This is a genomic window from Pantoea sp. JV6, from assembly GCF_025910055.1.
Lineage (GTDB): Bacteria > Pseudomonadota > Gammaproteobacteria > Enterobacterales > Enterobacteriaceae > Pantoea > Pantoea agglomerans.
The window spans coordinates 459,587-485,415 of record NZ_JAPCIM010000002.1 but is presented as its reverse complement, the minus strand read 5'-3'; the positions used below and the strand labels follow the sequence as shown (position 1 = coordinate 485,415).

Sequence of the window (25,829 nt, the reverse complement as noted above, 5' to 3'; positions counted from 1 at the left end):
TGTCATAAACGCCCGCCTGCACGCTCCTATACTCGGCCCATCGTTGCAGTGATTAAGAGGTCGTGGGATGCAGCGCACTTATCCGTGGCAGGCCGGGGCACGTGGACGCCTGTTGCTGTTCAATCTGCTGGTGGTATCAGTCACGCTGATGGTCAGTGTGGTGGCGATCTTGGGCTTTCGTCATGCCGGGGCGATTCAGGAGCAGGCACAGGCGCAGACCCTGGCCGACATGAACGGCAGCCTGGCGCTGGCGCGGGATACCGCCAACGTGGCGACAGCGGCAGTGCGGCTGTCACAGGTGGTGGGCGCGCTGGAGTACCAGAGCGAATCACAGCGGCTGCAGCAGAATCAGCAGGCGTTGCAGCAGTCGCTGAGCCTGCTGGCCAGTGCGCCGCTGGCGGCACGTCAGCCGGAGCGCATCGCCCGGATCCGCGCCCGCAGCCTGATGCTGGAACAGACGATTAACAGCCTGCTGCTGACCGGTCACCAGCGTCATCTGCAGCGCAACAACATGCTGAGCGACCTGTGGCAGACACAGATTCTGCTCAGCCATATCGACCAGCTGGTACAGCGGGAACAGCGGACGCTACCGGATGCCGCGCTGCGGGAGCAAACCGAACGGCTGATCACCATCGCGATCCGCACACCCTCGCCCATCGCCGTCATCGAACAGCTCCAGCAGGTGATGGCGCAGTGGCGCAACGTGCCGCTGACGGGCGTGACCGGCGAAAACGTGCAGCGACTGCTGGCTACCCAGCAGCGCCTGCTGCCGCTGGCAGAGGCGCTGGAGCAGAGCGACCTGGCGATCGCCTATGCCACCTACCGGATTAAAGCGCTGGTGGCGATGCTGAATGAAGATATCAGCGCCTCGGTGCAGCAGGTGGCGTTACAGAGTGAGGCGCGCACCCTGGCGACCCACCGTGAGCTGGATTCCATCATCGGCTTTATCGCGCTGTTTGCGCTGCTGGCGCTGGCAATTACCGGCTATGCCGGTATCTACATCTACCGCAATCTCGGGTCGAGCCTGACGGCGATTGCCGGGGCCATGACGCGGCTGGCGCAGGGCGAGCAGAACGTCAGCGTGCCAGGGCTGCAACGTCGCGACGAGCTGGGCGAGCTGGCGCGGGCGTTTAACGTCTTTGCCCGTAACACCGCCTCACTGGCTCACACCTCACGGCTGCTGAAAGAGAAGAGTAATCAGCTGGAATCCACCTTTCTGGCGATGCGCGACGGCTTTGCGCTGTTTGATAACAACGGTCAGCTGGTGGTGTGGAACGCCCAGTATGCGGAGCTGCTCGGCATCGCGCCGCATGAACTGCATCGCGGCGTTCCCTGGCAGCAACTGCTGGCGCCGCTGGCGGTGGATCTGCACGATCCCGGTGAACCGCAGGAGATCCGGCTGGCCGATGGTCGTACGCTGGAGCTGCGCTTCAGCCCAATCCCGCGGCGCGGCATGGTCAATACCGTGCTGGACCGGACCTCGCGTAAAACGCTGGAGGAGGCGCTGCAGCACAGCCAGAAGATGAAGGCGGTCGGCCAGCTGACCGGCGGACTGGCGCACGACTTTAACAATCTGCTGGCGGTGATTATCGGCAGTCTGGCGCTGACCGAAGGCCAGCTGACGCCAGGCCCGCTGGCCAGCCGGATTGAGCGGGCGCGGCAGGCGGCCGATCGCGCTGCCCAGCTGACCCAGCGGCTGCTGGCGTTCTCACGCAAGCAGGCACTCTATCCCCGTGCGGTGTCGGTGGTGACGCTGGTGGATAACCTGCAGGGGCTGCTGCAGCACTCGCTGCTGCCCGGTCAGCAGCTGATTATTGATGCGCAGCGTCCCGGCTGGCCCGCCTGGATTGATGCCAGCCAGCTGGAAAATGCGCTGATGAATCTGGTGGTGAATGCCCGCGATGCGATGCATCAGCAAAGCGGTGAAATCCGGCTGCGCATCTGGAATCAGCGCCGTCTGGAGGGCGATGAAAAGCGTGACAGGGTCACAATCGAGGTGATAGACCACGGCTGCGGCATGTCGGCCGGGGTTCGTGAGCAGGTGTTTGAGCCTTTTTTCACTACCAAGGCTACCGGCAGCGGCAGCGGGCTGGGCCTGTCGATGGTTTATGGTTTTGTACGGCAGTCAGGCGGCCAGATCGAACTGGAAACCGCGCCAGGCCAGGGCACCACGGTGCGGCTGCTGTTGCCACGTGCGCCGGAAGCCGCCGTCGCCGCAGTGATCGCCCCGCCATCGCCTGTGCACATTGAGACGGACATTGCGGCGGCCAGTAACCGGCTGGTGCTGGTGCTGGATGATGAACCGGCGGTGCGCCAGACACTCTGTGAGCATCTGCATCAACTGGGTTATCTGACGCTGGAGTGTGGTGACGGTGAAGAGGCGCTGGCGCTGCTGCGCCAGACACCCGATATCGACCTGCTGATCAGCGACCTGATGCTGCCCGGCGAGATTAACGGTGCGGAGGTGATCCGCCAGGCGCAGCAGAACTGGCCGCAGCTGGCGACGCTGCTCATCAGCGGTCAGGACCTGCGCCATCAGCCGGTGACGCTGCCGCTGTGCGAACGGCTGGCGAAGCCCTGGCAGCAGGCACAGCTGGTGCAGGCGTTACAGCGCGCCTGGCAGCGCAGCGAACGGCTTAATCGCGCGCAGCAGGCTGCCACAACGGTACCGGCTTCCCACTGATGTAGCGCTTGCGCAGGCGGCTGGAGATCACATCCATCACCATCACTACCACCACCAGAATCAGCGTCAGGAACATCACCACATCCCAGTTCCACAGGCGCATATTCTCAGCGTAAACCAGACCGACGCCCCCGGCGCCGACAAAGCCCAGCACCGCCGCTGAGCGGGTATTGGACTCTATCTGGTAAAGGCTCAGCGCCAGAAACTGCGGGAATGACTGGGTGAAGATGCCGAAGCGGTGTTTCTGCAGGCTGTTGGCGCCGACGGCGCCCAGTCCGCGACCCGGTGAACGCTCCACTGCTTCGTGCCCTTCGGCGTAGAGTTTGCCGAGCAGACCGACATCCTGCAGGATAATCGCCAGCACCCCGGCCAGCGGCCCCATGCCGACCGCCCGGACGAAGATCAGCCCCCAGATCGCCATGTCGATGCCGCGCAACACGTCAAACAGACGGCGCATCAGAAACGCCAGCGGTTTCGCGGTTCGGCTGTGCATCACGTTGCGCGCCGCCAGAAACGACAGCGGCAGCGCCAGCAGCGAGGCAGTCAGCGTGCCGGCAAAGACAATCCCTAAGGTGATGCCGACCTGCGACAGATAGTAGCCAAACGGCCAGTTCAGGAAGTCGTGCCAGACAAACATCCGCAGGAAATAGCGCCCCAGCTGCTGGCAGCCCATCAGCAAACGCGACCACTCCAGACCAAACACCGAAAAGAAAAAGAGGTAATAGAGCAGCACCGCCAGTGTCATCAGCGCCAGGCGACGCAGATAGCGCGGCTGTGCGGCGAAGAGTTCACGATGCTGCTGCTTCATTAGCGCGATATCGGGAACGGTGCTTATCATGTCCTGTCTCCTGTCACACGGCGACGAAGCTGGCCGGAGAGCGTATCCAGCAGCGACACCACAATCAGGATCAGCAGCAGCGTAATACTGACCTGATCGTAGCGGTCCAGTTTGATGTTGGTCATCAGCTCCTGGCCGATGCCGCCCGCGCCGACCAGCCCAAGGATGGTTGAGGAGCGGAAGTTAATCTCCAGCCGCATAAAGCTGTAGGAGAGAAAGACCGGCTTAACCTGTGGCCAGAAAGCGAAACGCATCCGCTGCAGCTTGCTGGCTCCGCAGGCGGCCAGGCCGCGCACCGGCTTATCCGACGCCGACTCAATCGCCTCGTAAAACAGCTTGGTCAGGCTGCCCACGGTGTGCAGCGCCAGCGCCAGAAAACCGGGGATCGCCCCGATGCCAAACGCCATCACAAACATCACCGCCCACGCCAGCTCCGGCATGGTGCGCAGGAAGGCGACAAAGGCGCGAATCGTCATCCGCACGCTGACCGGCGTCTGAGTGTTGTCGGCGGCGAAAAAGGCCAGCACCGCGGCCAGTGCCACCGCCACCAGCGTCGAAGCCAGCGCCAGTTGTAGTGTTTCCCAGATCAGCGGCAGCTGGATCGGCAGGCGATAGCCCCAGTAAGCCAGCGAGCCTTCGGTTTTGCCGTCGGCAAACAGCAGCGGCAGATGCAGCACCGGCAGGATTTCGTGCAGGTAGTCAAAGAAGTGCGGCAGCGACTGCCAGACGGTAAGCAGATTAAATTCTGCCACCCTGCCCGCCGCCAGGTAGAGTGCCACCAGCAGCAGTGACCAGAGCAGCGTGTCTCGTTTCTGCTGGCGGCGGATGCGTTGGTAGTAGTGTTCGAATTCGGTCAAAGGGGATCTCCGGCGCTAAAGCAGCGGGACGCAGGCGAGTTTGCCGCGTCCCGCTTTCCCCGCCTGAGCGGAGAAGGTAAGGAGTGGCTGGATTTAGCCGCGGCTGCCTTTCATCAGGTCGCGCTTCATATCGATGATGTTCTGATAATCGGCGACCGTCGCCTGACCGATATGCTGCTCGCCGCCCACCGCTTTCACGAAGCAGGCGTGATCTTCCTTATCCAGCTTTTTAATTGCCGACACCACTTTCGCTTTAAAGTCAGCGGGCAGCTTGTTGCTGACCAGCACCGGACCGTTGGGGATCAGCGGTGACTGCCAGATAATGCGGATCTGCTTCATCAGATCAGGATGGTCCATGCGGATCAGACGGCCAAACGCGCCAGAGGTATAGCCGCTGTTGTAGTCACCGACCAGTGAGGTCCAGGTCACTGCGCCATCAAACTGGTTGTTCAGCACGCCCAGAATGTCCTGCTCATGGCCGCCGGAGAAGGTGACGCTGGAGAAGGTGTTGTTATATTTGTCATCCACTGAGCCGCCGAACATCTTCTTAAACGCCTGGTTCGGCATCAGGAAGCCGGACGTCGAGTCGGGATCGGCCATACCGAAAGATTTCCCTTTCAGGTCTTCCAGTTTTTTGTAGGGGCTGTCCGCTTTGACGATCACCACCGAGTGGTAGCCGCGTGACTGATCTTTGTCATCCACCACAATGCCAACCACATCCACCGCTTTCGGGTCCTGAATGTAGACCGACGCAAACGAGGCTGGCGACATGCTCAGCACCATATCGATCTTGCCACCCAGCAGACCCTGAATCACGCCAGAGTAGTCGGAGGCGTTGCGCATCTGGGTATCCACACCCAGCTCTTTATCAAAGAAGGTCTTCACACACTGATTATCGCCAATCTGCTGGGTGGCGTTCTGACCGCCCAGAATCCCCAGATTAAGCTGTTTCGGCGCATCCGCTGCGCTGACACCAAACGCCATTACACTGGTCAGGAGTGCTAAAGAAGTCAGTTTCATTCGGGGTTGTTCTCTTGCTGTGGAAGTTAATGGATTTGGTTAAGTTCATCGCCGTACAGCTGGTGCAGCAGGCTGTCGGTCAGTCCTGAAGGATGGCCGTCAAACAGCACCACGCCGCGCTGAATGCCAATCACCCGGGTGCAGTAGCTTTTCACCAGCTCAATCGAGTGCAGGTTGACCATCACGCTGATGCCCTGCTCGCTGACCTGACGCAGCACATCCATGATGCGCTTGGTATTTTTGGGATCGAGTGACGCCACCGGCTCATCGGCCAGCAGGATTTTGGGGTTCTGCATCAGGGCACGGCAGATCGCCACACGCTGCATCTGCCCGCCAGAGAGGTTTTCCGCCCGCTGCAGCGCCTGCGGCAGCATGTTCATCCACTGCAGCAGTTCGATGGCGTGCGCCCGGTCATTGTCGGAGAAGATTTTAAAGAAAGATTTCAGCGTACCGGTCTGGCTCAGACGGCCCAGCAGCACGTTGGTCAGCACGTCGAGGCGTGGCACCAGACAGAAATCCTGAAAGATCATGCCGCACTGGCTGCGCCATTCGCGCAGCTGGCGGCTGTTGAGCGTAACCACGTTACGATCCGCTTCGCCATGATGCAGACTGATAATCGCGCCGGAAGTCGCTTCAATCGTGCCGTTGAGCATGTGCAGCAGGGTCGATTTACCCGCGCCAGAGCGGCCAATCACCGCCACCAGCTCACCGGCGTGCAGGTCGAAACTGACCTGATCCAGCACCTGAGTGTCGCCGTAGGCTTTGCTCAGTTTCTGCACCGACAACACTTTTTGTCCGCTGAGGCTGGCCGGTGGCAGGTCGTTGTCGACCACCGTTTTCAGAAGTGCCTGTGCCATGGTTTCTCCGTCATCGCTGATTGCGTTCTGCGGGTTATTAAGGCGTGACGCGATGAACACGAGATGACAGTCAGATGATCAAACCGTGACAGGCCAGTGCGCGCCGCACAGCAATGTCTGGCCGTCACGGGCAGCCAGCACGCCGTCCGGTAACGGGTTCTCAGCTAACCAGTTATCCATCTCATGACTGAGATGGGTGAGCCAGGTCTGACGCGGCTGGAGCATCTCTGCCAGCGCCAGCGCCTGGGTCACATCATTATGGTTACGCGGTTCTGCTTGCGGCGGATCGTTGCAGTCAATCACCAGTTGATCCAGCGGCTGACCGTGCAGGAAGTCGGCGGTGTCGGGTGGCAACCCGCAGGTATCACACAGCCAGGCGAGCCGGGTGCCGTGCCAGTCGAACAGATAGCCATGCGTCAGCTTCGAGTGCTGCAACGGCAGCGGCGTAACCTGCAGTTCACCAAAGGCGTGTGCTACAAACGGCGTTAAGGCGGGACGGAAATCGAGCAGGCCAGGATGTTTATAGAGATCGTCACAGCCTCGCGGATCGGGTGGACCCCAGACCGGAATCGGCGCGCCCACTCCCCAGCGCAGTGCAAAAAGCCCCTGCACATGATCCATGTGGTAGTGAGTCAGCAGAATGCGTGTCAGTGTGCCGGGCGGGAAGCGCGACGCCAGCAGCGGCAGACCGGCATCCAGCAGGATGCGCTCGCGACCAAACTCAATCAGCGCGCTGCAGGGTGCACGCGCGTAGCCGCTGTTGAGCTGCGCACGCTGACAGGCGCGACAGTCGCAGCCCGGCAGCGGTGCGGCAGTGACCCCGCCAGTACCCAGAAAAGTGAGTTTCATTGATGCGCCTTTGGTAGCGGATGTCGATGCCGGACTGTCACCGCCGGTGCCAGGATAAGAGAGTTTCATTGATGCGCCTCCAGTATCTGACGCAGCAGGCACACGGTATCCGCCAGCGCGCCGTCGTTGTTGAGGATAAGGCAGCCATCGGGCTGCGGCTGTGCGGCGCGCGCCAGCCGCCGGGCGATCTCCGCCTCATCTTCCCGTCCGCGCTGGCGCAGCCGCGCTGCCAGCACGGCGGGTGTGACCTGCAGACAGACCGGCAGCAGCTGCGTGCCGAAACGGGCCTGCGCCTGCGCCAGATGCAGCCGCGAACCGTTCACCACCACATTCTGCCCGCGCAGCAGCCACTGCTCCGTCTCACAGCCAATGCCATAGCTGAAACCGTGCGCCTGCCAGCTCACCGCGAACAGTCCCAGCGCGGCGCGGCGGGCAAACTCCGCCTCGGTCAGCGCCACATGGTTTTCACCGCCCGCATCGGCGGCGCGGGTAATGTAGCGATGGGCGATCAGCAGCCGTGGCGGAGGTGCCGCTCGCAGCGCATCCAGCAGGCTGTCTTTACCCGAGCCCGAGGGACCGGTGAGCCAGATCAGCCGCGCCATCAGTACACCTGCCGGCCTTTGCTCCAGACATGCCGCACGTGCGGGTAGCCGTGTGCGGTGTGCGCCAGCACCAGATCGGCGCGGCAGCCTTCGGCGATTACCCCGCGATCTTCGAGCCCTAAGGCGCGCGCCGGGTTACAGGTGACCAGCGCGATCGCCTGCGCCATGCCGAGGCTGTTGCGCTCATCATCTGCCAGCCGGAACGCTGCATCCAGCAGGCTCGCCGGATAGTAATCGGAGGAGAGAATATTCAGCAGGCCGTGTGACGCCAGCTCCCAGGCGGCGACGTTGCCGGAGTGCGAGCCGCCGCGCACGATGTTAGGCGCGCCCATCAGCACCTGCATATTGCGATAACGCGAGGCACGTGCCGCCTCCAGCGTGGTCGGAAACTCCGCGATGCGGCTGCCCGCGGCGTGAGACTCTTCAACGTGCGCCGCGGTGGCATCATCGTGGCTGGCAATGGCGATGCCATGTTCCCGGCAGAGTCCGGCAATCGCCTGACGGTTGGGCTGTGACCATTCTGCTGCCAGGGTGAGCTGGTCATGCTCGAACTGATCCATCTCCGTGTCGTTGAGCTGATATTTGCCCTGATAATATTCGCGATACTTCGTCAGGGACGCGTACTGACGCTGTCCCGGTGAATGGTCCATCAGCGACACCAGCGCCAGCTCCGGCGTGCCCATCAGCGCTTCAAACAGCGGCGCAGTGGTGGGATGCGGCAGTTCACAGCGCAGATGCAGCAAATGCTCGGCCCGGTTCAGTCCTTTGCGGTTGCTGTCGCGGATGGCGTCGATCATCTTGCTGAGGTTATCCAGCCGGTGCCCGCCGTCGCGCACATCCCCGACGCCAATCGCATCCAGCACCGTGGTAATTCCGCTGGAAACCATCAGCGCATCGTGGCTGCTCATCGCCGAGTGTGCCGGCCAGTCCACTTTCGGACGCGGCGTGAAAAACTTATCGAGGTTATCGGTGTGCAGCTCCACCAGACCCGGCAGCAGCCAGGCGCCCTCGCCATCCAGCGCGCCCGGCTGCTGGCTGGTGGTTTCGCTGAAGCTGCTGATGCGCTCGTCGCGAAACTCCAGCGATCCGGTTACCACTTCGTTTTCCAGCACCAGTCTGACGTTATTGATGATCATGCCTGCGCTCCTGTCTCGATTGGGTGCATCAGGTGCAGCCGGTCCGCTACCCGCTCGCGCACCGCCCGATCGTGAAAAATACCGACGATGGCGGCACCACGGGCGCGCGCCTGTTCAATTAGGCTCACCACCGCCTCGCTGTTGACACTGTCGAGCGAGGCGGTGGGTTCATCCAGCAGCAGCACCGGATAGTCGGCGATAAAGCCGCGAGCGATATTGACGCGCTGCTGCTCTCCGCCAGAGAAAGTGGACGGGGCCAGCGACCAGAGACGCTGCGGCACGTTGAGCCGGGTCAGCAGTTCGGCGGCACGTGCTTCACATAAGGCGCGCTCGACGCCGCGCTCCAGCAGCGGCTGCATCACAATCTCCAGCGTCGGCACGCGCGGGATCACCCGCAGAAACTGGCTGACCCAGCCCAGCGTGTCGCGGCGCAGGGCGATAATCTGGCGCGCCGATGCCTGCGCCATGTCGATCCACTCGCCCTGATGCGCGACCCGGATATGGCCGCTGTCGGGCTGATAGTTGCCGTAAAGCGCGCGCAGCAGTGTGGATTTACCGCTGCCGGAGTGACCGTGCAGCACCACGCATTCGCCCTCGCCTGCCGTCAGGCTGGCGTTGTGCAGCACCGGCAGCGCCGCGCCGTTCTGGTTATGCAGCACAAAGGTTTTACACAAATTCTCTACCCGCAGGCGCGGAGTGATAGTTGTCATTTAATTGAGCACCGAAGAGACCAGCAGTTGAGTGTAAGGATGATGAGGATCGTCCAGCACGCGGTCAGTCAGACCGCTCTCCACCACCCGCCCCTGCTTCATCACCAGCAGGCGATGCGCCAGCAGTCGCGCCACGCCGAGATCGTGGGTGACAATCACCACCGCCAGATTCAGTTCGCGTACCAGCGTCCGCAGCAGATCCAGCAGTCGCGCCTGCACCGACACATCCAGTCCGCCGGTAGGCTCATCCATAAACATCAGCTGCGGCTGCGTCACCAGGTTCCGGGCGATCTGCAGCCGTTGCTGCATGCCGCCGGAAAAGGTGGTGGGCAAATCGTCGATGCGACCGGCATCAATCTCCACCGCCTGCAGCCAGCGGCTCGCTTCGGCGCGGATATCGCCATAGTGGCGCTGTCCGGTCGCCATCAGCCGTTCGCCGATGTTGCCGCCCGCGCTGACCTGCGAACGCAGCCCGTCCATGGGATGCTGATGCACCACGCCCCATTCGGTGCGCAGCAGGCGACGGCGATCGCTTTCACTCATCTGATAGAGGTCGCGGTTCTGATAAAGAATGCTGCCCTGCTGCGGCGTCAGACGCGCTGACAGGCTCTGCAGCAGCGTGGTTTTACCGGAGCCGGACTCGCCGACAATGCCCAGCACTTCACCGGGATAGAGATCAAAACTGACCTGCTCAAACCCTTTGCCCGGCGCATAAAGGTGGGTGAGCTGGTTCACCGCAAGCAGCGGCTGTTCACTGTGCATGTTGCTGTTCCTGCTGCTGATGGCAAAAGTCGGTGTCGGAGCAGACAAACATCCGCGTTCCCTGATCGTCCATTACCACCTCATCGAGATAGCTGTGGCGCGAGCCGCACAGCGCGCAGGGTTCATCCCACTGCTGCACGGTGAACGGATGATCGTCGAAGTCCAGGCTTTCCACACGGGTGTAAGGCGGTAAGGCGTAGATGCGCTTTTCACGCCCGGCACCAAACAGCTGCAGCGCGGGCATCATGTGCATCTTCGGGTTGTCGAATTTGGGAATGGGCGAAGGATCCATCACGTAGCGATCGTTGACCCGGACCGGATAGGCGTAAGTCGTCGCGATGTGGCCGTAGCGGGCAATATCTTCATACAGCTTCACCTGCATGATGCCGTACTCCTCCAGCGCATGCATGGTGCGGGTTTCGGTTTCGCGCGGCTCGATAAAGCGCAGCGGCTCCGGAATCGGCACCTGGAAAATCAGGATCTGATCCTCCTCCAGCGGCGTTTCCGGGATGCGGTGCCGGGTCTGGATCAGGGTGGCATCGGCGGTGCGCTCGGTGGTGGCAGCATTGCTGACTCGCTTAAAGAACTGACGGATCGACACCGCATTGGTGGTGTCATCTGCGCCCTGATCGATCACCTTCAGCACATCCTGATCGCCAATCACGCTGGCGGTGATCTGGATGCCGCCGGTGCCCCAGCCGTAGGGCATCGGCATCTCACGTCCGGCGAACGGCACCTGATAGCCGGGGATCGCCACCGCTTTCAGGATGGCGCGGCGGATGGTGCGTTTGGTCTGCTCGTCGAGATAGCCGTTGTTATAGCCGGTGAGTTCAGCCATGGGTGCGCTCCTGATAATCGTGCTGCAGCTGTTTCAGCAGTTCCAGTTCCGCCTGGAAATCGACGTAGTGCGGCAGCTTGAGATGCGAGACAAAGCCTGCGGCTTCCACGTTATCGGCGTGCGACAGCACAAACTCTTCGTCCTGCGCCGGGCTGGTAACACGCTCATGCTGTTCGCGGCTTTGCAGCGCCCGGTCCACCAGCGCCATCGCCATCGCTTTGCGTTCGGCGCGGCCAAACACCAGCCCATAACCCCGGGTAAAGTGCGGCGCCGTGTCGTCGCTGTGGGCAACGCCGTTGACCATTTCACACTCCGTCAGCAGCAGCTCACCAATCTCGAGATCAAAACCCAGCTCTTCGGGACAGATACTGACGCTGAGAGTGCCGGTGCGAATCTCGCCGGCAAACGGATGGGTGCGCCCATAGCCGCGCTGTGTCGAATAGCCGAGCGCCAGCAGAAAGCCTTCGTCGCCACGCACCAGCTGTTGCAGGCGCGCGGCGCGTGAGGCGGGAAAGCTCATCGGCTCGCGGGTGATATCGACAGGCTCGCTGCCGTCATCCATCTCAGCGGCGGCCAGCCCTTCATCGCTCATCATGCTGAACATGTGCGGGCACTGGTCAGGCACCGAACGATCGTCACGCGGCGCGGCAGGCGTTTCGCCATTGGCCAGCAGGGTGAAGTCGAGCAGACGGTGGCTGTAGTCGTAAGTTGGTCCCAGCACCTGGCCGCCAGGCAGATCTTTATAGACCGCCGAGATGCGGCGTTCGATGCGCATCGCACCGGTCGCCAGTGGCGTGCTCTCCGCCAGGCGTGGCAGCGTGGTGCGATAGGCGCGCAACAGAAAGATCGCCTCGACCAGATCGCCGCTGGCCTGCTTAATCGCCAGCGCCGCCAGCTCAGGATCGTAAATTCCTCCCTCGGTCATCACCCGATCCACCGCCAGTCCCAGCTGCTGCGCCACCTGATCGCAGCCGAGTTCGGCTACCGCTCTATCGCCGCGCCGCAGATCGGCCTGCAACTGGTGGGCGTTCGCAATGGCTTTTTCGCCCCCTTTCACCGCGACATACATCAGCACACCTCCACAACGGTGGTGCGCGGCACGGCCATGATCGCTTCGCCACAGGTGAAGATCAGGTCCACGCCCTGTGGAAACGGATGCGGACGAGTGCGCAGATATTCCAGCACGCTTTCGGGCAGCTGTGGCGCGATGGCGCGGGTTTCCCGCAGGCCAGGGCCGGAGAGGCGCAGCGTCAGGCCGCCATTCAGCGACGGCACTTCGATAATCAGCGTGGTGCTTTTTTCTGGTGAAATGTTGTCACCGGCCGCGAACTGCGTCGGGTCGGGCTGCGCCGCCGCATGGCTCAGGGCAAAAGGCGCATCCTGCTGCGTGGTGATCGGCGCACCGGTATGGAAGCGCAGATTGTTGCGCAGCTGTTCGTTGTCGATTTCCGCATCCAGCCAGACCGGGCTTTCCTGATCGACCAGCGTCAGCAGCAGCGCCGTGGCCGCCGGTGACAGTGCGCCCCAGCCCTGTTGCAGCGGCAGCGAGACCATCACGCCCGGTTCGCTCATCGCTTTCAGAATACGGCGAAACGCGCGCTGCGCATCCGCCACCGGATGGTTAAAACTTGCCAGTAAAGTCATCAGTTATCTCCGCGAACCAGCGTAAAGAAATCCACTTTGCTGCTGGCGATTTCACGGGCGCGCAGCTGTCGCTGCTCATCGCGCCACGCCGCCAGCGGGGTAATAATCTTCTCTTCCAGCAGTTGCCGGGTTTCCGGCTGCTGTAAAAGCGCATCCAGCAGGGCACAGCGTTCGGCATGGGCTTTGTCGCGCCCTAACAGGTAGCTGTAACCCAGAGTGCCGTCGCTGAGCTGCACCACCGCACGCGTCACCGTGGCATCGCCCATCACAAAGCGTTTGCCGGTGGCACCCATCCGCGCCTGCAACCGCGTCAGCCCGATCTCTGCCGGACGGATCAGGGTAAAGGCGGGCTGGAGGTTAAGCGCCTGCCAGTGCGTCTCAAGCAAGGCGGCGCTGCTGTGCGCCAGCACCGACAGCCAGCGCTGGCGATCCGTTTGCTGTTCCATTAGTGCTCCAGAGTCAGTTCAATCATGTCGCCGCGCGTCAGGCTGACGGAGTATTCCGCCACCGCGCCATCACTGGTTTTGTTCAGGGTCCGCACGCAGAGCAGCGGCGAATGCAGCGCGATGTCGAGCTGCCGACACTCTTTGGCCTGCGCCCGGCGGGTGCTGATGCGGGTCTGGGTGCGCACCAGCTGCTTGCCGGTGTGCTCCACTAAGAAGTCGTGTAGCGACCCGCTGTTAAATTGCTGAAGCTGTGGCCACCAGCTGAGGTCGGCGAGGAAATGGTTGATCAGGCAGAGCGGCACGCCGTTGGCGCGTCGCAGGGTGCGCAGATGAATGACGTTGTCGCCCTCTTTCACGCCCAGCGCATTGGCAACGTCGTTGCTGGCCGGACGCAGCACCGCCAGCAGCCGTTCGCTGGTGGGATGACTGCCCTGCTCAAGCAGGTTCTGGCTGAATCGCGCCTGGGCATGCAGCGGATAGTCATAAGGGCGCATCAAAACCAGGATGCCGACGCCGTGACGGCGCTGCAGCAGCCCTTTGTGCACCAGCTCATCCACCGCCCGACGCAGCGTGTGGCGATTCACCTCATAGTGATCGGCCAGCTGTTGCTCGGAAGGAAGATAGTCGCCGCAGCGGTAGCGCTCTTTCAGCGCCTGCTCCAGTTGTGCGGCAACAGCCTGATAGACAGTGGTCGGATGTCTGGATAACTCCATCACGATGAAATCCTCACGGGTTACAGAGTGGGAACGCAGTGAAAAGACGCTGCGGGATGGTGTTAGCTTGAGGGGATCAGATGACAGAACCGTGACGCGGGGGTGAAGGAGAGGTGAATGTGGTGGCTGGAAAATGAGGAGTGCTTGTCAGGGTGCGTGACTGGCAGGAAACCGCCGGGCATGGGGTAATAGCCCCCGCTTAAGCGATCATTTCCTCTGCCGGGCCGGGAGTCAATCAATCAGAAGAACGTCATTCCCTGATAAGGCTGAGCAAGGCAGGCTCTGATACGGCTCTCAAGATCGCCATCGTGGATTTCAAGCTTGTGGCCATCGGGGTCCAGAAAGTAGAAGGAGTTCCCCTCGCTTTTATTGCGCTTCCATTCTGTCACACCCGCCGCTCTCAATCGCTCAACGAACGCATCAAATTCGTCACCAGCAATAGTGAATGCATAGTGTGTGTAATCATTTCCAGCAGAGACAGTATCCACAGAGAGACAGAGCCAGAGTTCACCCAGCGAAAGATAAGCGCCGTGATCCCATGCCGCTTTGGGGATGAATCCCAGGGTCTCCGTATAAAAATTCAGGCTACTGGCCAGGTTGCTAACTGCGAGGGTGAGGTGATTGAGTCCGGTCAGCATGTAAAACTCTTTATCAGAATGCAGAAAAATTTAATTTACAGGAATCAGATTTCTTTGCACACAAAGAGAATTAACAGCCGTTTGTATATCAGCCGAATCTCTGCCGGACCCACCCCGGAAAGAGGAAACTGGAGCGGGCAATACAGCCGGGACCGGCGCGCGATGAGCAGATAATGAAGACCGGGCTTGCACGAAAGGAACGACGGGTTTCATGGTGTACACTGGAACGAACTAACGTTGCGCTTAAGGAGAGAATATGTACGGACCGGATCCCACCAATCCCCATCCAATGGAAGGTTTCCCACAGGTTTGTTTTATCAAAAATACGGTGAAAAACCCCAACATCATAATCGGGGATTTTACTTATTATGATGATCCTGAAGACTCAGAAAACTTCGAGCGCAATGTCCTTTATCACTTCCCCTTTATTGGTGACAAACTGATCATGGGTAAATTCTGCGCGATAGCCAGAGGCGTTCAGTTCATCATGAACGGGGCAAACCATAACATGGCGGGTTTCTCCACTTTTCCGTTTTACATTTTCGGAAACGGATGGGAAACAGCCCAGCCTCAGGCCGGCGATCTGCCCTATAAAGGCGATACGGTGATTGGTAATGATGTATGGATGGGTTATCAGGCGCTGATTATGCCAGGCGTTAAAATTGGCAACGGCGCGATCATTTCGTCACGTTCTGTTGTGACGTCGGATGTCCCGGCCTATTCGATTGTGGGTGGCAACCCGGCCAGAGTTATCAGGCAGCGTTTTACCGATGAAACCATATCCCGACTAGAGAAGCTGGCCTGGTGGGACTGGCCGGTAGAAAAGATTACCCAAAACTTACCGGCAATTATCTCCGCAGACCTTGAAGCACTGCCAGATGAATAGCCGGGCAGAAGTGGAATAAACGCTGTCCGCTGCTGACATAGGGCGGCGATCATCCGACACGGGTTCGCATAATTTCGCGCAGATTGATGTATCAATGTGTCTGCTTTACCACTGGAGCGCGGGTTAAAACAGGAGTCGTTATGCTCTACATCTTAAGTGGCCTTCCGGGTTGCGGCAAAAGCACTATCGCTAAAATGCTATCTGAAAAATTGAAAGCGGTGTATTTACGCGTAGATACGATCGAACAGGCTCTGCGTAATAGTTCAGCAACTTTCAGGGATATTGGCCCTGAAGGCTATTTCATCCTTTATGAGCTTGCGCGGGACAATCTCAGACTGGGATTACCTGTTATCACTGACTCGGTGAATGACCTTAACCTGGTACGTGATAGTTTTCGTGATATCGCACTATCATCAGGTGTTCCCTTTCTGGAAATTGAAATCCTCTGTTCAGATCCCGAACAGCATCGTGCTCGTGTAGAGAACAGAATCTCAGATATCCCTGGCTTAAAAGTGCCTGACTGGCAAGCCGTTGTGGATCGTGTTTATGAACCGTGGAGCAGAGAACATCTGAAGCTGGATACGGCGGAATTTTCGCCTGCTGAGTGCGTTGATATCATCCTCCAGACAAGCATTTAGCCCTGACCGCGTTTAGCCCGCACCCTTAACGGCAATAAATGTTTTAACCTGAGGCTGCATGTTGCCCTACCCTCAGGGATTAAAACCGGTAAAACAGAAGTAGCCACGCTATTCCCTCAGCTTATGCGGCAATATCAGCACGTTCTGGAGAGGATTAATGAGGTAACCAGGGTCAGGTACTCAATGAGAGAAAACGGACGTAATTCCTGAACAGTTGATCATGTCCCAAAGGCTTTTTCAAAAACTGAAAAAGAGTAGAAGTCGCAGATAATTGAATCAAAAAGCATCCCGGCTGGCAAAATTCTGATGCCCTTTTGATGGTATTCCATCATTCCCTCTCAAATTAACATTGTAATTTTCCACTATTTTTTAAGTTAATCTGAATATTCAAAACCTTAAAAAATAAATAAACCATCTGATTCAACATCATAATTTTAAATTGTCATTTTATTTTTACTGAAGCCTGCCTTCTTAAATTTATGCGCGATTTTTGCACTGCCGTTGGTTAATAACCGTGAGTAATCTCTGGCTGCTCCAGGCCGATAATCGTAAGACATCTTACCTGGAGCTTTACTGCCATGCTGAAAAATACACGTCTCACCACGATCCTGACGTTATCCGGACTGTTTCTGTTTTTTGTCTTTCTTGCTTCTTCATTGCTGAGTGTGATCTATCTGAATCGCAGTGCGGAATCTCTCAAAAATCTCAACCATGAAGTTTCTGCAACCCTTGGCGTCGCTGACACGACGAACTGGATACGTGCCGCTCGCACCACACTGCTGGCCGCTGTTCCTTATGCTGACGGCAGCAATCCAGAGGCGTTTAATGCCGCGCTGGCCCAGGCCAGATTTTACTATGATGGCGGCTTGCGCTTTATGCAGGCCTATCAGGCTGCACCAAAAATGGCCGGTGAAGCGGAACTGTCACGGGAGCTGGCCGCACGCTACAACGATTACACTCAGCAAGGCGTTGGTGCCCTTTTCACCGCGCTGCAGAAAAGGGATGTACCCGCTTTTCTGATGCTTGCTGGTACAAAAGTCGTGGCACTTGATGAGGCTTACCGCGTTCCGCTGGACAAGGTTATTGCCATACATAAACAGTCAGCCGTAAACATCACCCAACAGGCCGATACCGATACGCACATTGCTTATGTTGCTGCGGGTGTGTCGGTCATACTCTTTATCCTGGCTTCAGTCATTGTGGCGGTGGTACTGAAAAATGTGCTGATCAAGCCCCTGCGTCGTGCTGGCGAAGTAACGGCAGCCATTGGTGCCGGCGATCTGACATCGGAGTTCCACAATCTCCGCAACGATGAAATGGGCAGGCTTCTGCAGGGGCTTGAAAATATGCAGCTTGGCCTGAAAACGATGGTCAGTGAAATCGTCAATGGCGTAAGCGAAGTGGCTCGCGTTACCACGCAGATAAGCGACGGCAACCACAGTCTTTCCAGCCGCACGGAGCAACAGGCGGCAGCGCTCGAAGAGACCGCGGCGAGCATGGAGGAGCTCTCGTCTACTGTCTCACTCAACGCCGGTAATGCCTCAGTCGCCAGCGACGCGGCCTCTGCGGCTTCCGGAACCGCTTCGGAATGCGGCGCGGCAATGCGGGAAGTGGTGCGCACGATGGCAGACATCAAAACCAGCGCAATGGCCATCAGTGAAATTACCTCCGTAATAAACAGCATTGCCTTTCAGACAAACATTCTGGCACTGAACGCAGCGGTAGAAGCAGCACGTGCAGGCGACCAGGGTCGCGGTTTTGCTGTGGTTGCTAACGAAGTTCGCACGCTTGCACAACGCAGCACACAGTCTGCGCGGGAAATTGAAAAGCTGATTGCTGAATCCAATCTGAACGTCGGTCTGGGTGAGCAGAAAGTGGCTCAGGTTTCGCTGACAACAGAAAAAATTATCAGCGATGTGACCGGCGTGACCTCGCTGCTGGGAGAGATTGCAGCAGCGTCTTCTGAACAGAGTAAGGGAATAAATCAGATCGGCACGGCTGTAACCGAAATGGACAGTGTGACTCAACAGAACGCCACGCTGGTTCAGGCTTCTGCTGCTGCTACGGGTGTACTGGAGGAACAGGTTAAATCGTTAAGTGCGATTACCAGCCGGTTCAGGTTGCAGACTGGTGCGGTCGTGACAGACTTACGCTCCCCGGCCATACCGTCTGTTCAGGTAAAAGAAAAAGTTTCAAGCGATCCGTGGGTGAGCTTTTAACTGAGTCAGGCTGATGTCTGCAGCTTCTTCTGCAGACATCGGGTTTACCAGAAGATGGCCAAAACAATTATGTCCGCTTCAGACACCATGCGGACAAAGACACCATCGCCTGCCCTGAAAGAACAACGGAGCAACAGCTATCAGGATGCACACACCCACGCAGACTGCCGCTCCCAGCTTGCCCCTACTCAGCCACCCCTTTCCCCACCTTCTCACCCCCACTATCCGTCAGTGACGCTCTCACCTGCGGCAGGCTTTCCGGGTAATTCTGCTGAATAAACTCAATCATCTTCTCACGCACGTAACAGCGTAAATCAAAGGCGATCGGGGAGTTCTGCGCGGTCATCAGCATCCTGATGGTCATGGTTTTCTCGGTGGTGTCGGTCACCTGTAGCACAGACGTTTCCTGATCCCAAAGCTTGGTTTCGCTCAGCACCTTTTCAAAATGCTTGCGCAGCGGCTCCAGCGGCATGGAGTAATCCACGTAAAGGAACACCGAGCCTAAGATCTGGGCGTTATTGCGCGTCCAGTTCTGAAACGGGTTTTCGGTAAAGTAGGTGATCGGCAACACCAGCCGACGCAAATCCCAGATGCGCACCACCACATAGGTCAGGTTGATCTCCTCAATCCAGCCCCACTCTTTTTCTACCACTACCGCATCATCAATTTTAATAGGCTGGGTAAAGGCGATCTGAATACCGGCGAACAGATTGACCAGCGACTTTTGCAGCGCAAAACCAATAATGATACCGGCAACACCCGCACCGGCCAGAATGGTGGTGCCGAATTTCCGGACGCCAGGGAAGCTGAGCAGAATCAGCGAAACACAGAACAGAACCAGGATGACAATAACCACTTTTTTGACATAGATAATCTGCGTGCGAATTTTGCGCGCACGAAGGTTATTCGAAATATTAATGTCATAGCGGATATAAAGCATATCCTGCGCCACGTTGGTCAGCCGGATTAAGACCGAGCAAAATGACATAATAATAAAGACATTGATGATATTGGTAATTAAAGAGAGAGATTCCGGTTGAAAATCGATGTAATTAACGCCGACATTAATCATTAATAACGGAATAAAAAAGAACATCGAGCCGCTAAGATGCTTCTCAAGGGATTTAAACAGTTTTCTGTCACGAATCTGCCAGTAGCGGATGAACCGGAGCAGGATAAGGCGGGCCAGAAATCCCAGCACAAAAGAGAGCGAGACGAGTAATACAACAGGCACCCATGACGGGAAACCAGATAACTCACCGAATAACAATGGCATTATTTTCCCTTATAGTAAGCTGACAACCTCAGGCTGTCAGATAAGTGACAAACTCAGTAACCGTTGTCTTCACGGCTATCCGTTCGTAACACAATCAGCGCACATGAGTATGAACCATAGCGGCGAAGTTAACAGGAAATGCACGGTGATGCGTCCAGAGAGGCTGTCGCGCGCCAGCCTTATGGCTACTGATACAGAGGCCGAATGTTGGCCCTCATGTCACCGTCCAGCCAGCTAACCCCATTAAAATATCTGATACAACACGGCCACTTTTTCACTCCCCATTATTTAGGCTGCCCTGGCCATCCGGCAACAAAAACGTTGCCAGAATCACTAAGCGTAACGCTTTGCGTGGACGTTTTTTTGCAATCTGCTAATTTTTAAGCTGTTCCCCTGCTGCTGAGAAAAACAACAATATGATTAACACCCTTAAACTTTCCTCTGATTTTCGTCGCAGTTTCCTGCGTGAAGTCCTGGTGCCGCTGGTCGCTATCTTATTGCTGACGTTTGTAGGTGCAGGCGCTGCGCTCTTTGTTGGTACCTCACTCACCAATACGGAGGCCCGCCATCAGCAGCAACGGATGATTGAAGCCTCTTTTTCACAGAGTCTGAATGAGCATCTGCGCCAGCTGCATAGCCTGTCGCGCTGGGGACCCTTTGAGCAGCATCTGGCGGAGGGCAACAGCAGCAGGTGGCTGGATGAGAACATTGGGCTGTGGCTGTATGAGATGTTCGGCCATCAGCTGATTCTGGTGCTGGACCAGCAAAATCAGATTGTCAGAGTCTGGCGCGAAGGCCAGCCGGTCTCCGCCCCTGAAAATGACCCGCTGATTGGTGAGGTGCTGCAAAGCCCACTGGTCAACGATCCGGCGCGCCACGATAACGCGGATTATGCCCGTGTGACAAACCGTGCCGCCGCGCTGGCTGTAGGTAACATCCAGCGGGAGAGCAATGCCCTGCCGCGTTTCCGGCTGGTGAGCCTGAAATTTCTTGATGACGGCTATCTGACGGGCCTGGCGGAACGCAATCAGCTGCAGGGGCTGCACTTCTCCGACGGCACGCCACAGCCGGGAATCGGTGCGCGCTATCTGCTGATCGCGCAGGCGGGTGAGGCGGTTGGCTATCTGAACTGGATCCCCTCCCGTCCCGGTGCGCAGATGCTGCGCACCATCGGGCCATCTACCGGGCTGGCGGTACTGGCGATATCCCTGCTGTGCCTTTATATGGTGCGGCGACTCTGGAACTCGTCGGTGAACCTCTCGCAATCCATGCTCAGGCTCGGCGCGTCGGAGGCTCAGGCACAGCATCTGGCGTTTCATGATGTGCTGACCGGCCTGCCAAACCGCGCACTGGTCGAAGACCGCTTAACCCAGGCGCTGGCCCTGGCGACGCGCCACGATCAACGCGTGGCGCTGCTGCTCATCGATCTCGACCGCTTTAAAACCATCAACGATACCCACGGTCATCACGCCGGAGATGAACTGATCATCGCGGTCGCACAGCGCCTGAGCCGTATTGTGCGGGCCAGCGATACGGTAGGACGCATCGGCGGTGATGAATTTATCGTGGTGATGCCAGATGTCGATAATATCGGCCAGGTGCATAGCCTGGCGCAGCGCATTATCGATGAACTGAGTGAGCCTTTTACGCTGTTTGGCAGCGATGTCTGGAGTGGTGCCAGTATCGGACTGGCGCTGGCACCCAAAGATGGGGTTGACCGGCTGGAGCTGATGCGCAAAGCGGATATTGCGCTGTATGAGGCCAAAAGCGGCGGGCGCGGCACGTATCGTCAGTTTGAACGGGCGATGGATGAGTCGGTGCGGACCCGACAGACTATCGCTGCCGACCTGCGTACGGCGCTGCATACCCATCAGGGGCTGGAGGTGTGGTATCAGCCGCTGATGGATATTGGCGGTCAGCAGATGGTGGGCATCGAAGCGCTGTTGCGCTGGCACCATCCGACCCGCGGCCTGATTGCGCCCGCTGAATTTATCGCGATTGCCGAAGAGACCGGCCTGATTATTCCGCTGGGCGAATGGGTGCTGGCTGAAGCCTGCGTCACTCAGCAACGTTTTCCCGAGCTGCTGGTGGCGGTCAACGTCTCGCCGGTGCAGTTCCGCTCTACCGGCTTTGTTGAGCGGGTGATGGCGATTGTCAGCCAGAACGGCGGCGATCCGAAGCGCCTGGAACTGGAGATCACCGAAGGGGTGTTAATCGAAGATGAACGTGAAGCACGCGCCATTATTGTGGAGCTGCGTGACGCGGGCTTCCGGATTGCGCTGGATGACTTTGGCACCGGTTACTCCAGCCTGAACTATCTCAGCAACTTTCCGGTGGATAAAATCAAAATCGATCGCTCATTCACCCAGTCGCTGGGCGTAGCGGAAAATTCAGTGGCGATTGTTGAATCGGTGGTGAAACTGGGTCATGCCATGGGTCTGATGGTGACAGCAGAAGGCGTCGAGACGCCAGGGCAGATGTCTGCGCTGGCAGATGCGGGCTGTAATCAGCTGCAGGGCTATCTGTTCAGTCAGGCGGTGCCCGCCGATCAGCTCGCAGCACTGATGAAAACGATTGCGCCAGACAACGCGCAGCACGAGTGATCGCTGATGTGGAAAGCCTGAGCGCAGCTCTGTGCTCAGGCTTTCCGGCTGCGTGATGCATCTGAGATCAGAAGATCAACATCACCCTTCACCCGTTGTTGCGGGAAATTAAACCCCCAGGCTATCCAGCAGCGCGGCAGAATGGGCGACCGCGCCAAAGATGCCACCCTGCATATGGATCATGCTCAGCGCCGCCTCATGATGACGCAGCTCGGTCGCAGCGCAGCAATCGGACAGCACCAGGCACTCAAAGCCGCGATCGTTGGCTTCGCGCAGCGTGGTGTGGACGCAGACGTCGGTGGTAATGCCGGTGAGGATCAGATTACGGATGCCGCGACTGCGCAATATCAGCTCCAGATCGGTGGCATAAAACGATCCCTTACCCGGCTTATCAATCACCACTTCACCCGGCAGCGGTGCCAGCTCCGGGATAATCTCCCAGCCCGGTTCACCGCGCACCAGAATACGGCCGCACGGTCCCTCATCCCCAATCCCGGCGTTCATTCGCCGCGAGCGCCAGCGTTTGTTGGCGGGCAAATCACTGAGATCGGGCCGGTGTCCTTCGCGGGTATGAATAACCGGAAACTGCCGGGCGCGCATCGCCGCCAGCACCTGCTGCAACGGTGCGATGGGCGCGCGGGTCAGACTCACGTCATAGCCCATGCTGTCGACATAACCGCCCACGCCACAGAAGTCGGTCTGCATATCAATCACGATCAGCGCGGTGTCAGCCGGCGTAAAAGTGCCGTCAAACGGCCAGGCGTAGGGGGTTGAATTAACGCTGTAGTCGGGCATTGCTGTTCTCCATTACCGGGCGCGGCATGCGCATTTTGCTGATCACGCTGTAGCTGATGGCGGCGGTCACCAGACCAATAACCGCTTCACCAAATTGAGGGAAAGCGACGTGGGCGATCACCGCACAGAGGCTGCCAATCGCCCAGGCGGCAAACGCATTACCACGAAAACGCTGCGCCGGACGCTGTTCGCTGATGCGCGCCATAAAAATTAAATCCACGATCATCACCGCACCAAACGGCGGCACCACAATGCCGAGCAGGCTGAGCCACTCCAGGAAGTAAGACCAGACGCCCGCCAGCGCCAGCACGCCGCCAATGGCACCCAGGATCAGCGTCCAGAGCCGCATTTTACTGCTGAACAGATGACTGAAGCCCACCGCCCCGTTATAGAGGCAGTGTGTGCAGACCGATCCGAGATTGATAAAGACAAACAGGCAGGCCACTACCGACAAAAAGGCGCTGTGCCCCATCAGCATCGGCAGGAAGTTACCGCCATTGGTCAGCGGATCAACCGCGGCACCCACGGCCACAATCACCACACCGAACAGGTAAGAGATGACGTTAGCGACCGGGAAGGCAGAAAACGCGGCGATCACCGCCGAACGGCCATTCTTTGACCAGCGGGTAAAGTCAGCGGTCATGGTGCCGGAGTCAGCAAAACCGGCCACCACCATGGTGACGGCGGTGCCCATGCTCATTGCACCGGCTGCGCTGGCGCTGCCCTTCCACTGCGTCACCACGGAGAAGTCGTGCTGTTTACTAATCAGCCACAGCGCCACCATTCCCAGCACCACAAACAGCGGCGCGGCGATCATCCCCAGTACCGACAACGCCCGCACGCCCAGGAACGTGATGCCGGTATAGAGGATCATGGCAAAGGCCGTCACCGCCAGCACATTCCAGCCAAAGGTCTGATTAATGACCGTGCCGGTAAGGCCGGTCTGGAAGGCATACCAGCCGATCACCACCGTCGAGAGAAAACCCGAGACCAGGATGTAGCCTTTGCTGCCAAAGGTGCGTCTGGCCTGCAGGGCAAAGTTCATTCCGCTGTTACCGGCGTACCAGCTCAGCGCGCCGACATAGGCGAACAGCACCAGGTTTCCCAGCAGAATGGCGATCAGCGCGGGCCAGAACCCCAGATGCCAGGTGATGATGCCGCCAAACAGCGCATTGGTGAGGATCATCGGAAATCCAAACCAGACGGCCGAGACGGAGCGGGTAGAATGACGGTGCGACAGCGGTACCGGCTCATGTTCAAACTCCTGCTCCAGCGCAGGCGTAGTAGATGTTTTCATTGGGCGATTCCGGGTTGAAGGTGATTCCACGGCTGAATGCGCTCGAAAGCGGCACTGGCAGCCAGCACTAAGGCATCATCAAGATGACGTCCGACAATCTGCAGACCGACGGGCAAGCCGCTGGCGGTAAAACCGGCAGGCACGGACGCGGCGGGCTGACCGGTGAAGTTGAAGGGGTAGCAGAACGAGAGCCAGTGATCGCTGCGGACCATACGGCCATCAATGATCTCCGGTCCCTGCATCCCCAGCGGAAACGGCGGCACCGCCAGCGTCGGGGTAATCAGCAGGTCAAAGCGCTGCATAAAGCGCCACAGGCTGTTGCTGACCGCTTTTCGGGTGGTGATGGCATCGGTGAAGTTTTCCGCCCGCCATTCGCGCTGCAGCATGGCGACCAGATGCGGCGACATCTCGCTGCCCTGCTCCGCCAGCATCCGGCGCATACCGGTGAGATCGCTCTCCATCGCCACCAGCGCGCCAAAGGCCGCCGACGGATCAGGGAAGCCCGGATCGGCCAGTTCCAGTTCAGCACCGATTTCAGCGGCAAAACGCTGCACCGCCGCGCTGACCACTGCCCGCACTTCCGGGTCAACGGCCACATAGCCAAAATCCGCGCTGAAGGCGATGCGCAGTTTGCCTGGCAGATGGAGTGGCGCACCCAGCCAGTCGACATCGCTGCAGGGAATCGAGTGGCGATCGCGCATATCTGGTCCGGCCATCAGTGACATCATCAACGCGGCATCGCGCACGCTGCGCGTCATCGGACCGATGTGCTCCAGTGACTCCCAGCTCGACACGCCGGGGTAGCGTTCATCACGACAGCCGGGCCAGAGCGGCACCCGGCCCATCGACGCCTTGAAGCCGAAAATACCGCAGTGCGCCGCCGGAATGCGTACCGACCCGCCGCCGTCGCTGCCCAGTGCAATCGGGCAGAGCCGCGCCGCCACCGCCGCACCCGAACCAGCGCTGGACCCTCCTGGCGTCATGCTCAAATCCCAGGGATTCCGTGGCGACGGAAACAGCGGATTGTGCCCGACCCCGCTGTAGCCAAACTCCGGTGCGGTGGTTTTGCCAAGCAGAATGGCGTCGGCGGCCAGCAACCGTTCCACCGTAATGTCATCATCTTCCGGCACGAAATCTTTGTACGCCACCGAACCGGAGGTGGTTCTGACGTTTGCGGTGCAGATTAAATCCTTCACCGCCAGCGGTACGCCCGCCAGCGCGCCCAGTGTTTCTCCGCGTGCCCGTCGGGCATCCACGGCTCTGGCCTGTGCCAGCGCCAGTTCAGGCGTCGGAGTACAAAAAGCCTGTATCGCCGGTTCCCGCTGTTCCATCCGTGCCAGCGCCGCCACGGTCAGCTCGCACGCCGACACGTCCCCGCTGCGAATCAGAGCGGCCATCGTGGTGGCATCTTCGTCTAATAAGGAGTCAAACATGGGTTACCTCGCCAAAAGTGTACCTGTCAGCTAGTGCATGAAGCGTGCCAGTTAGCGGTGAATCAACCGGTCTGAGGTGGGGATGCCAG

Annotated in this window: 24 protein-coding genes; 5 read left to right on the top strand and 19 right to left on the bottom strand. The window is 58.8% G+C overall.

Translation table 11 applies throughout. The annotated features are described in order from the left end of the window. Positions 1-67 precede the first annotated feature (67 nt). Complete coding sequence (locus OK412_RS02830; RefSeq protein WP_033778925.1) at positions 68-2,683, top strand: ATP-binding protein; 2,616 nt, start codon at positions 68-70, stop codon at positions 2,681-2,683. Here the strand turns inward: OK412_RS02830 and phnE (OK412_RS02825) are convergent. From phnE (OK412_RS02825) to fos, 15 genes are all read right to left on the bottom strand, one after another. After that, the gene (gene phnE / locus OK412_RS02825; protein ID WP_010247767.1) at positions 2,637-3,521 is read right to left on the bottom strand and encodes a phosphonate ABC transporter, permease protein PhnE; all 885 of its coding nucleotides are present in this window, start codon (positions 3,519-3,521) and stop codon (positions 2,637-2,639) included. The two genes, OK412_RS02830 and phnE (OK412_RS02825), sit on opposite strands and share 47 nt — an antisense overlap. Further along, entirely contained in the window at positions 3,518-4,378 is an 861-nt protein-coding gene (gene phnE / locus OK412_RS02820; protein WP_010670882.1) for a phosphonate ABC transporter, permease protein PhnE, read from the bottom strand. Before phnE (OK412_RS02820) ends, phnE (OK412_RS02825) begins: the two co-directional genes overlap by 4 nt. Before the next feature lie 93 nt (positions 4,379-4,471). Further along, entirely contained in the window at positions 4,472-5,398 is a 927-nt protein-coding gene (phnD, locus tag OK412_RS02815; protein WP_010247773.1) for a phosphonate ABC transporter substrate-binding protein, read from the bottom strand. Positions 5,399-5,424: 26 nt separating this feature from the next. Continuing rightward, positions 5,425-6,255 (bottom strand): phosphonate ABC transporter ATP-binding protein, encoded by an 831-nt coding sequence (phnC, locus tag OK412_RS02810; RefSeq protein ID WP_010247776.1) that lies wholly within the window; start codon positions 6,253-6,255, stop codon positions 5,425-5,427. A 78-nt stretch (positions 6,256-6,333) separates the two neighbouring features. Next, positions 6,334-7,104, bottom strand: a complete 771-nt coding sequence (gene phnP / locus OK412_RS02805; RefSeq protein WP_264352715.1) for a phosphonate metabolism protein PhnP — start codon at positions 7,102-7,104, stop codon at positions 6,334-6,336. Between the two features lie 65 nt (positions 7,105-7,169). After that, on the bottom strand, positions 7,170-7,706 hold the full coding sequence (gene phnN / locus OK412_RS02800) for a ribose 1,5-bisphosphokinase (RefSeq protein ID WP_010247782.1): 537 nt from the start codon (positions 7,704-7,706) through the stop codon (positions 7,170-7,172). After that, positions 7,706-8,842: an alpha-D-ribose 1-methylphosphonate 5-triphosphate diphosphatase gene (phnM, locus tag OK412_RS02795; protein WP_264352659.1), complete on the bottom strand. Its 1,137-nt coding sequence runs from the start codon at positions 8,840-8,842 to the stop codon at positions 7,706-7,708. The genes phnN and phnM overlap by 1 nt, the downstream gene beginning before the upstream one ends. After that, the gene (gene phnL / locus OK412_RS02790; protein ID WP_033772090.1) at positions 8,839-9,552 is read right to left on the bottom strand and encodes a phosphonate C-P lyase system protein PhnL; all 714 of its coding nucleotides are present in this window, start codon (positions 9,550-9,552) and stop codon (positions 8,839-8,841) included. Before phnL ends, phnM begins: the two co-directional genes overlap by 4 nt. Then, on the bottom strand, positions 9,553-10,314 hold the full coding sequence (gene phnK / locus OK412_RS02785) for a phosphonate C-P lyase system protein PhnK (RefSeq protein ID WP_033767653.1): 762 nt from the start codon (positions 10,312-10,314) through the stop codon (positions 9,553-9,555). Further along, positions 10,304-11,152 carry an alpha-D-ribose 1-methylphosphonate 5-phosphate C-P-lyase PhnJ gene (locus OK412_RS02780; RefSeq protein ID WP_010247794.1) on the bottom strand — a complete coding sequence of 283 codons (849 nt, stop codon included), beginning with the start codon at positions 11,150-11,152 and terminating at the stop codon, positions 10,304-10,306. The genes phnK and OK412_RS02780 overlap by 11 nt, the downstream gene beginning before the upstream one ends. Continuing rightward, the gene (locus OK412_RS02775) at positions 11,145-12,221 is read right to left on the bottom strand and encodes a carbon-phosphorus lyase complex subunit PhnI (RefSeq protein ID WP_022624939.1); all 1,077 of its coding nucleotides are present in this window, start codon (positions 12,219-12,221) and stop codon (positions 11,145-11,147) included. Before OK412_RS02775 ends, OK412_RS02780 begins: the two co-directional genes overlap by 8 nt. Next, positions 12,221-12,796: a phosphonate C-P lyase system protein PhnH gene (phnH, locus tag OK412_RS02770; protein ID WP_022624940.1), complete on the bottom strand. Its 576-nt coding sequence runs from the start codon at positions 12,794-12,796 to the stop codon at positions 12,221-12,223. The genes OK412_RS02775 and phnH overlap by 1 nt, the downstream gene beginning before the upstream one ends. Continuing rightward, positions 12,796-13,242: a phosphonate C-P lyase system protein PhnG gene (gene phnG / locus OK412_RS02765; RefSeq protein WP_010247802.1), complete on the bottom strand. Its 447-nt coding sequence runs from the start codon at positions 13,240-13,242 to the stop codon at positions 12,796-12,798. The genes phnH and phnG overlap by 1 nt, the downstream gene beginning before the upstream one ends. Beyond that, positions 13,242-13,955 (bottom strand): phosphonate metabolism transcriptional regulator PhnF, encoded by a 714-nt coding sequence (phnF, locus tag OK412_RS02760; RefSeq protein ID WP_010247805.1) that lies wholly within the window; start codon positions 13,953-13,955, stop codon positions 13,242-13,244. Before phnF ends, phnG begins: the two co-directional genes overlap by 1 nt. A 239-nt stretch (positions 13,956-14,194) precedes the next feature. Continuing rightward, complete coding sequence (gene fos, locus OK412_RS02755) at positions 14,195-14,593, bottom strand: fosfomycin resistance glutathione transferase (protein WP_033772097.1); 399 nt, start codon at positions 14,591-14,593, stop codon at positions 14,195-14,197. A gap of 256 nt (positions 14,594-14,849) precedes the next feature. On the opposite strand from fos, the gene OK412_RS02750 reads away from it, so the two are divergent. The 3 genes from OK412_RS02750 to OK412_RS02740 all read left to right on the top strand — a co-directional run bounded on the left by OK412_RS02750 (position 14,850) and on the right by OK412_RS02740 (position 18,336). After that, positions 14,850-15,479 carry a Vat family streptogramin A O-acetyltransferase gene (locus OK412_RS02750; protein ID WP_124890071.1) on the top strand — a complete coding sequence of 210 codons (630 nt, stop codon included), beginning with the start codon at positions 14,850-14,852 and terminating at the stop codon, positions 15,477-15,479. Positions 15,480-15,619: 140 nt separating this feature from the next. Continuing rightward, positions 15,620-16,117 (top strand): AAA family ATPase, encoded by a 498-nt coding sequence (locus OK412_RS02745; RefSeq protein ID WP_250488472.1) that lies wholly within the window; start codon positions 15,620-15,622, stop codon positions 16,115-16,117. 578 nt (positions 16,118-16,695) lie between these two features. After that, on the top strand, positions 16,696-18,336 hold the full coding sequence (locus tag OK412_RS02740; RefSeq protein WP_163640121.1) for a methyl-accepting chemotaxis protein: 1,641 nt from the start codon (positions 16,696-16,698) through the stop codon (positions 18,334-18,336). Positions 18,337-18,520: 184 nt separating this feature from the next. Here the strand turns inward: OK412_RS02740 and OK412_RS02735 are convergent, their stop codons facing one another. After that, positions 18,521-19,612 (bottom strand): mechanosensitive ion channel family protein, encoded by a 1,092-nt coding sequence (locus OK412_RS02735; RefSeq protein WP_124890073.1) that lies wholly within the window; start codon positions 19,610-19,612, stop codon positions 18,521-18,523. 416 nt (positions 19,613-20,028) lie between these two features. On the opposite strand from OK412_RS02735, the gene OK412_RS02730 reads away from it, so the two are divergent. Beyond that, the gene (locus OK412_RS02730; protein WP_264352658.1) at positions 20,029-22,215 is read left to right on the top strand and encodes a putative bifunctional diguanylate cyclase/phosphodiesterase; all 2,187 of its coding nucleotides are present in this window, start codon (positions 20,029-20,031) and stop codon (positions 22,213-22,215) included. A gap of 108 nt (positions 22,216-22,323) precedes the next feature. On the opposite strand, the gene OK412_RS02725 is transcribed toward OK412_RS02730, so the two are convergent. The 3 genes from OK412_RS02725 to OK412_RS02715 are packed head-to-tail and all read right to left on the bottom strand — an operon-like array spanning position 22,324 to position 25,740. Beyond that, positions 22,324-23,010: a cysteine hydrolase family protein gene (locus tag OK412_RS02725; RefSeq protein ID WP_062757917.1), complete on the bottom strand. Its 687-nt coding sequence runs from the start codon at positions 23,008-23,010 to the stop codon at positions 22,324-22,326. Next, positions 22,991-24,307, bottom strand: coding sequence for a purine-cytosine permease family protein (locus tag OK412_RS02720; RefSeq protein ID WP_264352657.1), 1,317 nt, complete (start codon positions 24,305-24,307; stop codon positions 22,991-22,993). The genes OK412_RS02725 and OK412_RS02720 overlap by 20 nt, the downstream gene beginning before the upstream one ends. Beyond that, positions 24,304-25,740 (bottom strand): amidase, encoded by a 1,437-nt coding sequence (locus tag OK412_RS02715; RefSeq protein WP_264352656.1) that lies wholly within the window; start codon positions 25,738-25,740, stop codon positions 24,304-24,306. The genes OK412_RS02720 and OK412_RS02715 overlap by 4 nt, the downstream gene beginning before the upstream one ends. Positions 25,741-25,829 lie beyond the last annotated feature (89 nt).

Coding starts and splice junctions, on each gene's coding strand:
- OK412_RS02745 (WP_250488472.1), top strand. CDS start 15,620: ATGCTCTACATCTTAAGTGGCCTTCCGGGTTGCGGCAAAAGCACTATC.
- OK412_RS02740 (WP_163640121.1), top strand. CDS start 16,696: ATGCTGAAAAATACACGTCTCACCACGATCCTGACGTTATCCGGACTG.
- OK412_RS02715 (WP_264352656.1), bottom strand. CDS start 25,740: ATGTTTGACTCCTTATTAGACGAAGATGCCACCACGATGGCCGCTCTG.
- phnC (WP_010247776.1), bottom strand. CDS start 6,255: ATGGCACAGGCACTTCTGAAAACGGTGGTCGACAACGACCTGCCACCG.
- OK412_RS02775 (WP_022624939.1), bottom strand. CDS start 12,221: ATGTATGTCGCGGTGAAAGGGGGCGAAAAAGCCATTGCGAACGCCCAC.
- phnP (WP_264352715.1), bottom strand. CDS start 7,104: ATGAAACTCACTTTTCTGGGTACTGGCGGGGTCACTGCCGCACCGCTG.
- phnH (WP_022624940.1), bottom strand. CDS start 12,796: ATGACTTTACTGGCAAGTTTTAACCATCCGGTGGCGGATGCGCAGCGC.
- phnF (WP_010247805.1), bottom strand. CDS start 13,955: ATGGAGTTATCCAGACATCCGACCACTGTCTATCAGGCTGTTGCCGCA.
- phnD (WP_010247773.1), bottom strand. CDS start 5,398: ATGAAACTGACTTCTTTAGCACTCCTGACCAGTGTAATGGCGTTTGGT.
- fos (WP_033772097.1), bottom strand. CDS start 14,593: ATGCTGACCGGACTCAATCACCTCACCCTCGCAGTTAGCAACCTGGCC.
- OK412_RS02750 (WP_124890071.1), top strand. CDS start 14,850: ATGTACGGACCGGATCCCACCAATCCCCATCCAATGGAAGGTTTCCCA.
- phnM (WP_264352659.1), bottom strand. CDS start 8,842: ATGATCATCAATAACGTCAGACTGGTGCTGGAAAACGAAGTGGTAACC.
- phnN (WP_010247782.1), bottom strand. CDS start 7,706: ATGGCGCGGCTGATCTGGCTCACCGGTCCCTCGGGCTCGGGTAAAGAC.
- phnK (WP_033767653.1), bottom strand. CDS start 10,314: ATGCACAGTGAACAGCCGCTGCTTGCGGTGAACCAGCTCACCCACCTT.
- OK412_RS02730 (WP_264352658.1), top strand. CDS start 20,029: ATGATTAACACCCTTAAACTTTCCTCTGATTTTCGTCGCAGTTTCCTG.
- OK412_RS02720 (WP_264352657.1), bottom strand. CDS start 24,307: ATGAAAACATCTACTACGCCTGCGCTGGAGCAGGAGTTTGAACATGAG.
- phnG (WP_010247802.1), bottom strand. CDS start 13,242: ATGGAACAGCAAACGGATCGCCAGCGCTGGCTGTCGGTGCTGGCGCAC.
- OK412_RS02725 (WP_062757917.1), bottom strand. CDS start 23,010: ATGCCCGACTACAGCGTTAATTCAACCCCCTACGCCTGGCCGTTTGAC.
- OK412_RS02830 (WP_033778925.1), top strand. CDS start 68: ATGCAGCGCACTTATCCGTGGCAGGCCGGGGCACGTGGACGCCTGTTG.
- OK412_RS02735 (WP_124890073.1), bottom strand. CDS start 19,612: ATGCCATTGTTATTCGGTGAGTTATCTGGTTTCCCGTCATGGGTGCCT.
- phnE (WP_010247767.1), bottom strand. CDS start 3,521: ATGATAAGCACCGTTCCCGATATCGCGCTAATGAAGCAGCAGCATCGT.
- OK412_RS02780 (WP_010247794.1), bottom strand. CDS start 11,152: ATGGCTGAACTCACCGGCTATAACAACGGCTATCTCGACGAGCAGACC.
- phnL (WP_033772090.1), bottom strand. CDS start 9,552: ATGACAACTATCACTCCGCGCCTGCGGGTAGAGAATTTGTGTAAAACC.